Raw genomic sequence first — 11,604 nt, forward strand, 5'->3', positions numbered from 1 at the left:
CATGTCCTCCGACGATAACCCGAACCGGCCGCAGCGTCCCGCGCGGCGCGGTTTTCTCAAGGCAGGCGGCGCGGCCGTGGCCGCTGGCGCGTCGCTCGGCGCGAGCGGCCTGACGCAGGCCGCCGAAGCGAAGCATCGCGCGCCGATAGCCGTCGATCCGATGAGCGCAGTCGAGCCGTTTTACGCCGCGCATCAGGGCGGCATCGTCACGCCGCAGCAGGCGCACACCTATGTGGCGGCCTTCGATCTCGCGACCACCTCGCGCGACGACGTGATCGCGCTGCTGCGCCAGTGGACCGACATGGCCGCGCGCATGACGCAAGGCCAGTCGGCGGCCTCGCTCGACAACGGCAAGGACGATGCGCCCGCGCCCGATTCCGGCGACGTGCTCGGCCTCGGCCCGGCCGGTCTCACGGTGACGTTCGGCTTCGGTCCCGGCCTCTTCATGTCGGAAGGCAAGGACCGTTACGGCCTCGCGCATCTGCGCCCCGCCGCGCTCGTCGATCTGCCGCGCTTCAACGGCGATCAGCTGGTGGCCGAGAAAACCGGCGGCGACCTCTACGTGCAGGCCTGTGCAAACGACGCGCAAGTGGCCTTCCACGCGGTGCGCCAGCTCGCGCGCCAGGGCTACGGCAAACTGCACATGCGCTGGGGCCAGGCGGGCTTTCTGTCCGGCCCGCGCAACCAGACGCCGCGCAATCTGATGGGCTTCAAGGACGGCACCAACAATCCGCCGACCGCGGACCCGAAGGCGATGAACGAGTTCGTCTGGGCCACTGCCGCCGACGCGCCGTGGATGCAAGGCGGCACCTACACGGTCGTGCGCCGCATCCGCATCACGATCGAGCACTGGGACCAGATGGAACTCGGCTTCCAGGAGCAGGTGTTCGGCCGTCACAAGTACAGCGGCGCGCCCATCGGCCAGGCGAAGGAATTCGACACGGTCGATCTCACCGCGAACGACAAGGACGGCAATCCGCTGATTCCGGAAAACTCGCACGTGCGCCTTTCGAATCGCGCGTCGAACAACGGCGCGCAGATCCTGCGCCGCTCGTACTCGTACAACGACGGCACGAACTTCTATATCGAGCGCTGGCCGCCGTGGCGTCAGGAAACCGAATATGACGCGGGCCTCATCTTCATCGCGCACCAGGCCGACCCGCGCACGGGCTTCATTCCGATCAACCAGAAGCTCGCGAAGTTCGACATGATGAACCAGTTCACCACGCACGTCGGCAGCGCCGTGTTCGCGTGCCCGCCGGGCGCGAAACCCGGCTCGTACATCGGCGCGCAACTGTTCGAGGCATGACGCGAGGCCGGCGGGCGCATCGACGCACGCCGGACCGCGCACGAAGCAAAACAGCACGACTTAAAGCAGCACAACACAAGGCAGCACGACACAAGGCAGCACCACGGATTCATTCGACAACAAGCAACAACAACAGACGACCAACATGAAGACGATCTTTTCCGGTGCGCCGCTGCGCGCCGCCACCCTCGCACTCGCCGTTGCGGGGATGTTGCCGCTGGGCGCGCACGCCGCCTCGATCACGCTCTACAACGCCCAGCACGAGCAGGTCGTGAACCAGCTCGCGAAGGACTTCGAGCAGCAGACCGGCATCGACGTGAAGATCCGCAGCGGCGAAGGTCCGGCGCTGGCCGCGCAACTCGTGGCCGAAGGCGACAAGACGCCCGCCGACGTCTACTTCACCGAGAACTCGCCCGAGCTGATGCTGCTGGAAGAGAAAGGCCTGCTCGCGCCGGTGCAGGCTTCGACGCTCGCCGAAGTGCCCGCGCACTACAGCTCGCCGGCCGGGCAGTGGGTCGGCGTGACCGCGCGCGAAAACGTGCTGACGTACAACACGGTGAAGCTGCAACCCGCGCAACTGCCGCAATCGATCTTCGATCTCGCGAAGCCCGAGTGGAAGGGCAAGGTCGGCATCGCGCCGAGCGACGCCGACTTCCTGCCGCTCGTCGACGCCGTGCTCGCCGCCAAAGGCGAAGCGGCCACGCTCGAATGGCTCAAGGGCCTGAAAGCCAACGCGCAGATTTTCGACGACGACGAAGGCGTGGTCGCGGCGGTCAATCGCGGCGCGGTCGCGACCGGCATCATCAACAACTACTACTGGGACCGTCTGCACGCTGAACTCGGCGACAAGAAAACGCGCAGCGCCGTCGCGCATTTCGCCAACGGCGACGTGGGCGCGCTCGTGAACGTCTCCGGCGCGGCCGCGATGAAGTCGGCGCACAACCCGGACGGCGCGCAGAAGTTTCTCGCCTACCTCGTGAGCGAGCGCGCGCAGAAGCTGATGGCGCAAGGCCACATCAGCTTCGAATATCCGCTGCGTCCGGGCGTGCAGGGCGATCCGATCAACAAGCCGTTCGATCAGCTGCATCCGCCCGCGCTGACGATCCAGCAACTCGGCGACGACAGCCAGGCGGGCCGTCTGCTGCGTCAGGCCGGCCTGCTGTAATTCGCAAGGATGGCGAAGCGATTGTGAGTGAAGCCGTTACCTCGGCGCGCGCGATGCCGGATCAGCCCGATGCCGATCTCGACCGGACCGGCATCGCGGCGCATGCCGTCACGCGCCGCCGCGCGCCGCGCGCGCTGTTTCTCGCCGCCGCGCTCGGACCGCTGCTGGTCCTGCTGCCGCTCGCGCTGACGTTCTGGCGCGCGCTGTCGTTCGGTTTCGCCGACGCGGCGGAGCTGATCTTTCGTCCGCTCGTCGGCGAGCTGCTCGTCAACACGCTCAGCATCACCGCGAGCGCGACGCTGGCGTCGGCCGTGCTCGGCACCGCCGTCGCGTGGTTCGTCGAACGCACCGATCTGCCGGGACGGCGCGCGTTCGCGTTGCTCGCCGCCGCGCCGCTCGCCATGCCCGCGTTCATCACGAGCTATGCGTGGGTGTCGTTGAGCCTCGATTTGCAGGACTTTCTCGGCGCGTTCATCGTCATCACGACCGCGTATTTTCCGCTCGTCTATCTGCCGGTGGCGGCGGCGCTGCGCGGGCTCGATCCCGCGCTCGAAGAATGCGCGCGCGCACTCGGCTGCAACCGCTGGGCGATTTTCGTGCGCGTGGTGCTGCCGCAATTGCGCCCCGCCCTGCTCGGCTCGATGCTGCTGGTCGCGCTCGGCGTGCTGTCCGAATTCGGCGCGTTCACGCTGCTGCGCTTTCGCACGTTCACGACCGAGATCTACGCCGAATATCGCACCAGCTTCGACGGCGGCGGCGCCTCGCTGCTCGCCTGCGTGCTGATCCTGCTGTGCCTCGTGTGTCTCGTGTTCGAATTCCGCGTGCGGGGACGCGCGCGTTACGAACGCGTCGATCGCGGCGCGCGGCGCGCGGTCGGCCGTCTCGCGCTGGGCCGCTGGCGCTGGCCGGTCACGCTCGCGTTCGTCGCGCTCAACGTGGGCACGCTCGGCGTGCCGCTCGCGATGATCGGGTACTGGCTCACCCAGCCGGGCGCCGCCGCGATCACGCCCGCCGACGTCTCGCCCGAACTGCTGTTCTCCACCACGCTCGCCTCGCTGCGGCTCGGCCTGCTGGCCGCCGTCTTCACGACGCTGCTCGCGCTGCCGCTCGCATATCTGCTCGCGCGCTATCCGGGCCGCGCGGCGACGTTTCTCGAACGCACGGCGTTCATCGCGCAAGGCGTGCCGGGACTCGTCATCGCGCTGGCCGTCGTGTCGCTCGCGGTGCGCGCGCTCGAACCGCTCTATCAGAGCACCACGCTGCTGATCGTGGTCTACGCGATCCTGTTCTTGCCGCTCGCGCTCGTGAGCGTGCGCGCGGCGCTGTTGCAGGCGCAGCAGCGTCTCGAAGAGACGGCGCGCGCGCTCGGTCTCGGCTGGTTCGCCACGCTGCGGCGCGTGGTGCTGCCGCTCGCGGGACCGGGTCTGGGCGCGGCGGCGTCGATGGTCTTCATCTCGGTCGTCACCGAACTGAACGCCACGCTGCTGCTCGCGCCGATCGGCACGCACACGCTCGCCACCCAGGTCTGGTCCGACACCTCGACGCTCGCGTTCGCCGCCGCCGCGCCCTATGCGGCGCTGCTCACGGCGCTCTCGCTCGCGGCCTCGGGCCTGCTGTTCGCCTTCGCGGGCAAGTCGGCGCTCGCCGCGCAGGCCGGCCCGCCCTCTTCATCCGATTCCTCGCGCCCATGAGCACACTTCGCATTGCCGGCGTTTCCAAGGCCTTCGACGGCCATCCCGTGCTGCACGACGTGCATCTCACGGTGAAGTCCGGCTCGCTGCTCGCGCTGCTCGGCCCCTCGGGCAGCGGCAAGACCACGCTGCTGCGCCTGCTGTGCGGCTTCGAGCGCGCCGACGCGGGCAGCATCGAAATCGGCGGACGACGCGTGGCCGACGACACGCTGCATCTGCCCGCCGAACAGCGCCAGATCGGTTACGTGCCGCAGGAAGGCGCGCTGTTTCCGCATCTCTCGGTCGCGGACAACATCGTGTTCGGCCTGCCGCGCGCGCAGCGGCGCACGCGCCATCGCGTGTCGGAACTGCTCGAACTCGTCGGGCTTCCCGAGTCCTGCGCCAATCGCGCGCCGCAGCAGTTATCGGGCGGACAGCAGCAGCGCGTGGCGCTGGCGCGCGCACTCGCGCCCGCGCCCGGTCTCGTGATGCTCGACGAACCGTTTTCGTCGCTCGATGCGGCGTTGCGCGTGGAAACCCGCGCCGCCGTGGCGCGCGCACTCGCGGCGGCGGGCGCGACGGCCGTGCTGGTCACGCACGATCAGGCGGAAGCGCTCTCGCTCGGTCATGAGGTTGCCGTGCTGTTGAATGGGCGGCTCGTGCAGACGGCCGCGCCGCAGACGCTGTACCGCCGGCCTGTCACGCGCGAACTCGCGGCCTTCGTCGGCGAAGCGGTGTTGCTGCCGGGGCGCGTCAGCGCGGGATTCGCGCATTGCGCGCTCGGCGCGCTGCCGCTTGCGCAGGACACGCCGGCAACGCCCGGCAATGTCGATGTCGACGTCGACGTGATGCTGCGCCCCGAACAGATCGACGTCCTGCCGCACGATGCGATGCGCCCCGGCGCGCTCGACGCGCGCGTGCGCGACGTCACGTTCCAGGGCCAGGACGCCGCGCTCACGCTGGAATTGCAGCTTGATCCGGCTCAAGCGCCCACGCCGATCCGCGCGCGCGTGCCGGGCTTTCGCACGCCGCAGCCGGGCGAGCGCGTGCGCGTGGCGGTGGGCGGCGAAGTCAGCGTCTATCCGCGCTGACGACGCACCGAGAGATCCTGAACCATCTGTTCAACGAAGTAATCGCAGGTCGGCCGATTCGACTTCACGCTGCGCGCGACCACAATGTCGAGCGGCTCGATCGTCGGCAGACCCTGCGCCTCGCCGAGTACTTCGAAGCGCGCGGGCACGCTGCAACGCGTGAGCGCCACCACGGCGATGCCCGCCTCCACCGTCGCCATCAATCCCGTGAGGCTCGCGCTGCTGAACGCGGCGCGATAGCGGATGCGCGCCGCGTCGAGCGCCGCCACCGTATGCGCACGCGCGACGCTGCCGTGCTCGTAGAGCCCGACCGGCAGCGGCGACATCGCAAGCGGAGCCGGATCGTCGGGCGAACCGACCCACACCATGTCCTCGCTGCGCACGAATTCGCCGCGAATCTGCTTGTCGCGCGTCACGAAGGCCACGTCGATCTTGTTGTCCGCCAGCATCGGCCCGAGCGCCACGCTCTGCGCGCAGACGATCTCGATCTCCACATGCGGGTACAGCGTCGAAAAGCGCCTTAAAACCGGCGACAGCAGCGCCGCCATGTAATCGTCGGGCGCGCCGAGCACCACGCGCCCCGTCACCTCGGGCCGCACCAGCGCCGACCACGCCTCTTCCTGGAGATCGAGCGCGCGCCGCGCATATTCGAGCAGCGTGTTGCCGGGCCGCGTCAGCGCCAGATTACGCGTGTCGCGCGTGAACAGCGTGGTGCCGAGCATCAGTTCCAGCCGCTTGATCTGCATGCTCACGGCCGCCTGCGACCGATGCACCGATACGGCCGCCTTCGTGAAACTGCCCGCGTCCGCGACGGCCACGAAGCTGCGCAAGAGGTCGAGATCGAACTCGGGATTCATGATTCATCAGCCAGATTGATGGAATTGTTCAATTTAATTCGTTTGCCGACACCCTGCAACTCACGAATACTGAAACGGTTTTCAACCTGCTTTCGCTTTCCAGCGTTTTCCTGCCAATGTCGTCCGCGCAAACCGACCTTCAAAACAGCCGCCAGGGCGTCGCCATGCTCGCGGGCGGCGGCCTGCTGATGGGCACCATCGGCGTGTTCGTCGAAGAGGCGCATCTCGGCGCGCTCACGCTGGTGTTCTTCCGCTGCCTGTTCGGCATGCTCGCGCTCGCCGCGTACTGTGCGTGGAAAGGCTGGCTCGCGCCGCGCCAGCTCGTGCGCCAATTCACGCGCCGCACCTTCGCGCTCGCCTTCATTTCGGGCGTGCTGATGGTGACGCAGTGGGTCGGCTTTTTCGATTCGATCCATCGCACCAGCATCGCGGTCGCGACGGTCGTGTTCCATGTGCAGCCGTTCTGGGTCGTGCTGATCGGCGCGGCGATCTTTCACGAGCGCCTCGGCGCGGACCGGCTCGGCTGGATCGCGATTGCGTTCGTGGGACTCGTGCTCGCCTCGGGCGTGCTCGCGGAAAGCCAGGTGGCCGATCATCCGCGTTATCTGATTGGTCTGGCCGAAGCGCTCGGCGGATCGGTGCTCTATGCGAGCGTCACGCTGATCGCGAAGAGTCTGCGCGAACTGCGTCCGCATCTGTTCACGCTGACGCAATGCGCGGTGGGCGCGCTGTGTCTGCCGCTGATCGCGCCCTTCGTCGCGCCGCTCGAACTCACGCATATTTCGGCGCCGCAATGGGGCTGGCTGGTGGGCATGGGCGTGCTGCACACGGGGCTGTCGTACGTGCTGATCTACGGCGCGCTGCCGAAGCTCACGACGCCCGTGATCGCCGTGCTGCTGTTCGTGTATCCGCTCACGGCCATCGCCGTCGATGCGGTCGTCTACGGCCGCGCGCTGAGCGTGCCGCAACTCGCGGGCATGGTGCTGATCGTGACGGCGAGCCTCGGCGTCAATCTCGGCTGGCGTCTGTTGCCGCCGAGGCTCGCGTTCAAACGGCGTTGACCCCGAAGGGCCTGGCGCTCAACCCGGCAACACTTCGCCCTTCGTTTCCGGTGCGAACGGAATGATCAGCAGGCCGACCACGAACGCGATCGCCGTGAGCGCGACCGGCACGCCGAGCGTGTGCATATGCAGCACCGCCGCGCCCAGCATGAAGTTCACACCCGCGCCCACGAACCGTCCGAACGAGGTGCAGAATGCAAACGCCGTGGCGCGCACGCGCGTGCCGAACTGCTCGGGCAGCCACAGGCTGAACAGCGCGAAGTTGCCGCCGAAAAAGCCCAGCACGAACAGAATGGCGATGAACGGCACGAGCCCGTTTTCGAGGTAATAGGCCCAGCCGAAGCTCGCCGCGATCGTCACCGCCATGCCCGCGAAATAGACCGCCAGCGTCCATTTGCGACCGATGCGTTCGGCCATCGGCGGCAGCGCGAGACAGCCCAGAATCGTGCCGATCGACAGAATGCCCGTGGCGATCGACGCCGTGCGAATCGCCTCGGCCTTGCTCGCGCCCGCCCGGGTGGCGAGCTGGATCACCGCCGACGGCTCATACACTGCGCCCGCCCACAAACCGATGATCGCAATCGTCAGCAGCGCGCACGCGACCACGGTGCGGCGACGATAACCGGCGCTGAAAATCTCGCGCAGCGGATGGCCGTGATGCACGTGGCTCGCGTCCGACTTCTGCCACTTGTCCGGCTCCTCCACGCGCGTGAGCACGAGAATGGCGACCACCACCGGAATCGCGCCCATCAGGAACATCGCGCGCCAGCCGAAATGCACGCCGACCGTGTAGTTCAGCGCCGCCGCGATGAAGAAACCTGCGTAATACCCCGTCTGCAGATAACCCGCGCCCATCTTGCGCCGGTCCTCGGGCCATGATTCGGCCACGTAGGTGCCCGCGAGCGCCCATTCGCCGCCGATACCCACGCCCGCGAGAAAGCGGTAGATGGCGAGCGCCCACACGCTTTGCGCGGTCGCCGACAGGCCCGTGAAGATCGCAAACATGAAGATGGTGCCCGCGAGCACGCGCGTGCGGCCGAAGCGATCCGCCAGCGGCCCCCAGATGAACGACAGCCCCCAGCCGACGAGGAACAGCGCGAACAGGATCGAGCCCGCGAGACCGATGTTCGGCGCGGTCGCGGCATAGCCGGAACGCGGCAGCAATTCGGTGAGCGCGGGCGTGAGCACGAGCGCGTAGATGAACGAGTCCATGCCGTCGAGCGTCCAACCGGCCCAGGCGCCCCAGAAACCGGCGATTTGCGAGCGGTTCAGCGGCGTCTTGTGAGCACGCCGGGCGGGCTCGGTAATCGAATTCATGATGCTCCTCTCTCCTGTGATGCCGCGCGCCCTGAATGCTGATTGAAAGCGCGGCGCGGAACGCGAACCGGACTGTGGCCGGCTCTCTTCAAGAACTCCCTGTGAGCCCCCGATTTCTGCTTTCCCCGTCTATTCTGTATTGCGCGTTTTGCGGGTTTGCGAGGCTTTCGCCCTTGTCGTTTTATATATAATATTTGATCTCATGAGCGACGCAACGAATGGTTTTCCCCTGGACGGCAGCGCGACGGAGGGCTCGGCAAACGGATTGCCGACGCTCGCGGCGCCTCGCACCAGCACTTCGCGCATGATCGCGGACGCCCTGCGCACCGCCATCGTCGAAGGCACGCTCGCGCCGGACGCGCCACTGCGCCAGGACGCGATCGCGAGGCATTTCTCGGTCAGCGCCATTCCCGTGCGCGAGGCGCTGCGCCAGCTCGCGAGCGAAGGCTGGGCGCGCATCGAAGTGAACAAGGGCGCGAGCGTCGCCTCGCTGTCGCGCGACGAGGCCCGCGAGATCTACGAGATCCGCTCGGCGCTCGAAAGCCTCGCGCTGGGTCTCGCGATTCCGAATCACACGGCCGCCTCGCTGCGCGACGTGAGCGCGCTGGCCGCGGCCGCGAAGCGCGAGCGCGACCCGTCGCTGTATGTGGCGCGCAACGAGGACTTCCATATGAGCCTCTACGCGCCCGCGGGCCGCCCGCAGCTGATGGACATGCTCGTCACGCTGCATCGGCGTGGCGAGCGTTATCTGCGGCTTAAATTCGGCTTTCCCGCCTACAAGGGCGAGTCCGATGCCGAACACGCCGAGATCCTCGCCGCCGTCAAACGCCGCGATGTCGCCGCCGCGCAGGCGCTCGTGGCCGCGCATCTGCTCGGCACCGGCGAGCTGATCTACCAATTTCTGACCGATCGACAGGCCGAACGCGCCGCGGCGCAGCCCGCCGCGAAGAAAGCGCGCGCGCCCTCTCCTGCGTCTCCCGCATCCTCCCGCTCACGGAGCCGAACTCCCGATGAAGCCTCAAGCTGATACCTCCGCCTCGCCCGCTCACGCCAGCCCGGCGCCGCGCTCGTGGACCACGCGCCGCGACGAGAAAGCGCGCCGCCTCGCCGCCATTTCCGGCTGGCTCGAAGACGGCGTGCTGCCCGCCTCGCGCATGACCGACGCGCTCGAACTGCTGATCCGCCCCGGCGACCGCGTGGCGCTCGAAGGCGACAACCAGAAGCAGGCCGACTTCCTCTCGCGCTCGCTCGCAAAAGCCGATCCCGCGAAGCTCAACAACATTCATCTGCTGATTTCGAGCATCAGCCGCCCCGAACACCTCACGCTGTTCGAGCGCGGCATCGCGCATCGCGTGGACTTCGCGTTCGCGGGGCCGCAGAGCCTGCGCGTGGCGCAACTGCTCGAAGACGGCCAGCTCGAAGTGGGCGCGATCCACACCTACGTGGAGCTGTACGCGCGCATGTTCGTCGATCTGATTCCGCAGGTCGCGCTGCTCTGCGCGGAAAAGGCCGACCGTCACGGCAATCTCTACACCGGCCCGAACACCGAAGACACGCCCACGATCGCCGAAGCCGCCGCGTTCAGCCAGGGCATCGTGATCGTTCAGGTCAACGAAATCGTCGATGAACTGCCGCGCGTCGATATTCCGGGCTCGTGGGTGGACGTGGTCGTGCAGGCCGACCGCCCGTTCGCGGTCGAGCCGCTGTTCACGCGCGACCCGCGCCATATCGGCGACCTGCAGGTGCTCACGGCGATGATGGTCATCAAGGGCATTTACGCGCCCTACGGCATCACCGCGCTCAATCACGGCATCGGCTTCGACACGGCCGCGATCGAACTGCTGCTGCCGACCTACGGCGAACAGCTCGGCCTCAAGGGCAAGATCTGCCGCAACTGGACGCTCAATCCGCATCCCACGCTGATCCCCGCCATCGAATCGGGCTGGGTGGACAGCGTGCATTGCTTCGGCAGCGAAGTGGGCATGGAGGCGTACATCGCCGCGCGCCCCGACGTGTTCTTCACCGGCAGCGACGGCAGCCTGCGCTCGAACCGCGTGCTGTGCCAGCTCGCGGGGCAATATGCGGTCGATCTCTTCATCGGCTCCACGCTGCAGATCGACGCCGATGCAAATTCGTCGACCGTCACGCGCGGGCGTCTCGCCGGTTTCGGCGGAGCGCCGAACATGGGCCACGATCCGCGCGGCCGCCGTCACGCTAGCGAAGCGTGGCTCAAGCTGCTCAAGGACACGGGCCCGGTGTCGCGCGGCCACAAACTCGTGGTGCAGCTCGCGGAAACGTGGAAGAAAGGCGGCGAGCCGACCTTCGTCGACGAACTGGACGCGATCGCCGTGGGCGAGAAAAGCGGCATGCCGGTCGCGCCCGTGATGATCTACGGCGACGACGTGAGCCACGTGGTCACCGAGGAAGGCATCGCGCATCTGCATCGCGCGGAAGGCATCGAGGAGCGGCGCGCGTCGCTCGCGGCGGTCGCGGGCGTGACGCCGATCGGCCTGCGCGCGAAACCCGAAAAAACCGAGGAATTGCGCCGCCGCGGCATCGTGCAGTTCCCCGAGGATCTCGGCATTCGTCGCGGCGAGGCCAAGCGTTCGCTGCTCGCCGCGCGCAGCATCGACGATCTGGTGACGTGGTCGGGCGGTCTGTACACGCCGCCCGCGCGCTTTCGCAGCTGGTGAGCGCGATGCGCACGCAATCGAATCCGTCGCCGGCTGTTGCTGCGCCGCTGGCTGAGAGCGCGCCTTTTTCGTCATCCGAAGCGGTACACGCAAGCGCTCACGAAGCGGCGCTGCGCCCCGACGCGCAACTGGCGCGCTTCGCCCGCGACGCGCTGATCGATGAAGCGCGGCTCACGCCGAAGCCCGCGCTCGTCGATGCACGCGGCAGCGGCGCGCACGTCGATCTCGACCTGGCGATCATGCTGCGCTCCGCGCACGCGCTCGAACCGACCTTCGCCGCGCTCGCGCGCGCTTCGTCCGGCGCACGGCCCGGCACCGCGCTGCGCACCGACCTCGCGCGCATCGGCCGCGCGGGCGAAGCGGCGATGATGCGCGCGACCGCCGGCAGCAACGCGCATCGCGGCGCGATCTGGATCGTGGGCCTGCTGGTCGCGGGCGCGG

At 67.9% G+C, this 11,604-nt stretch carries 10 protein-coding genes; 8 read left to right on the forward strand and 2 right to left on the reverse strand.

The window, feature by feature from the left end; translation table 11 throughout:
- Position 1: 1 nt before the first annotated feature.
- The 4 genes from efeB to G3N97_RS20430 all read left to right on the forward strand — a co-directional run bounded on the left by efeB (position 2) and on the right by G3N97_RS20430 (position 5,235).
- On the forward strand, positions 2-1,309 hold the full coding sequence (gene efeB / locus G3N97_RS20415) for an iron uptake transporter deferrochelatase/peroxidase subunit (protein WP_205994826.1): 1,308 nt from the start codon (positions 2-4) through the stop codon (positions 1,307-1,309).
- Positions 1,310-1,517: 208 nt separating this feature from the next.
- Positions 1,518-2,474 carry an iron ABC transporter substrate-binding protein gene (locus tag G3N97_RS20420; protein WP_241030701.1) on the forward strand — a complete coding sequence of 319 codons (957 nt, stop codon included), beginning with the start codon at positions 1,518-1,520 and terminating at the stop codon, positions 2,472-2,474.
- Between the two features lie 53 nt (positions 2,475-2,527).
- The gene (locus G3N97_RS20425; RefSeq protein ID WP_205994834.1) at positions 2,528-4,165 is read left to right on the forward strand and encodes an iron ABC transporter permease; all 1,638 of its coding nucleotides are present in this window, start codon (positions 2,528-2,530) and stop codon (positions 4,163-4,165) included.
- Positions 4,162-5,235, forward strand: coding sequence for an ABC transporter ATP-binding protein (locus tag G3N97_RS20430; protein WP_205994828.1), 1,074 nt, complete (start codon positions 4,162-4,164; stop codon positions 5,233-5,235). Before G3N97_RS20425 ends, G3N97_RS20430 begins: the two co-directional genes overlap by 4 nt.
- Here G3N97_RS20430 and G3N97_RS20435 read toward each other — a convergent pair.
- A complete protein-coding gene (locus tag G3N97_RS20435; RefSeq protein WP_205994829.1) occupies positions 5,223-6,092 on the reverse strand; it encodes a LysR substrate-binding domain-containing protein in 870 nt (289 codons plus the stop codon). The genes G3N97_RS20430 and G3N97_RS20435 overlap by 13 nt on opposite strands.
- Positions 6,093-6,208: 116 nt before the next feature.
- Here G3N97_RS20435 and G3N97_RS20440 point away from each other — a divergent pair, with 116 nt between their 5' ends.
- Positions 6,209-7,153 carry a DMT family transporter gene (locus G3N97_RS20440; RefSeq protein WP_205994830.1) on the forward strand — a complete coding sequence of 315 codons (945 nt, stop codon included), beginning with the start codon at positions 6,209-6,211 and terminating at the stop codon, positions 7,151-7,153.
- Positions 7,154-7,171: 18 nt separating this feature from the next.
- Here the strand turns inward: G3N97_RS20440 and G3N97_RS20445 are convergent, their stop codons facing one another.
- The gene (locus tag G3N97_RS20445; RefSeq protein ID WP_205994831.1) at positions 7,172-8,470 is read right to left on the reverse strand and encodes an MFS transporter; all 1,299 of its coding nucleotides are present in this window, start codon (positions 8,468-8,470) and stop codon (positions 7,172-7,174) included.
- Positions 8,471-8,672: 202 nt separating this feature from the next.
- Between G3N97_RS20445 and G3N97_RS20450 the strand changes: the two genes are divergently transcribed.
- The 3 genes from G3N97_RS20450 to G3N97_RS20460 form a co-directional block, all read left to right on the forward strand.
- Positions 8,673-9,497 carry a GntR family transcriptional regulator gene (locus tag G3N97_RS20450; protein ID WP_074986700.1) on the forward strand — a complete coding sequence of 275 codons (825 nt, stop codon included), beginning with the start codon at positions 8,673-8,675 and terminating at the stop codon, positions 9,495-9,497.
- On the forward strand, positions 9,481-11,163 hold the full coding sequence (mdcA, locus tag G3N97_RS20455) for a malonate decarboxylase subunit alpha (protein ID WP_183716617.1): 1,683 nt from the start codon (positions 9,481-9,483) through the stop codon (positions 11,161-11,163). The genes G3N97_RS20450 and mdcA overlap by 17 nt, the downstream gene beginning before the upstream one ends.
- 5 nt (positions 11,164-11,168) lie before the next feature.
- Positions 11,169-11,604: triphosphoribosyl-dephospho-CoA synthase (locus G3N97_RS20460; protein ID WP_205994832.1), on the forward strand; the 436-nt coding region annotated here is incomplete at its 3' end.

It is taken from the genome of Paraburkholderia sp. Ac-20347 (assembly GCF_017104805.1).
Classification (GTDB): Bacteria; Pseudomonadota; Gammaproteobacteria; order Burkholderiales; family Burkholderiaceae; genus Paraburkholderia; species Paraburkholderia tropica.

Bases quoted from the DNA above. Each gene is read 5' to 3' on its own strand.
- efeB (WP_205994826.1), top strand. From the start codon at position 2: ATGTCCTCCGACGATAACCCGAACCGGCCGCAGCGTCCCGCGCGGCGC.
- G3N97_RS20420 (WP_241030701.1), top strand. From the start codon at position 1,518: ATGTTGCCGCTGGGCGCGCACGCCGCCTCGATCACGCTCTACAACGCC.
- G3N97_RS20425 (WP_205994834.1), top strand. From the start codon at position 2,528: ATGCCGGATCAGCCCGATGCCGATCTCGACCGGACCGGCATCGCGGCG.
- G3N97_RS20430 (WP_205994828.1), top strand. From the start codon at position 4,162: ATGAGCACACTTCGCATTGCCGGCGTTTCCAAGGCCTTCGACGGCCAT.
- G3N97_RS20435 (WP_205994829.1), bottom strand. From the start codon at position 6,092: ATGAATCCCGAGTTCGATCTCGACCTCTTGCGCAGCTTCGTGGCCGTC.
- G3N97_RS20440 (WP_205994830.1), top strand. From the start codon at position 6,209: ATGTCGTCCGCGCAAACCGACCTTCAAAACAGCCGCCAGGGCGTCGCC.
- G3N97_RS20445 (WP_205994831.1), bottom strand. From the start codon at position 8,470: ATGAATTCGATTACCGAGCCCGCCCGGCGTGCTCACAAGACGCCGCTG.
- G3N97_RS20450 (WP_074986700.1), top strand. From the start codon at position 8,673: ATGAGCGACGCAACGAATGGTTTTCCCCTGGACGGCAGCGCGACGGAG.
- mdcA (WP_183716617.1), top strand. From the start codon at position 9,481: ATGAAGCCTCAAGCTGATACCTCCGCCTCGCCCGCTCACGCCAGCCCG.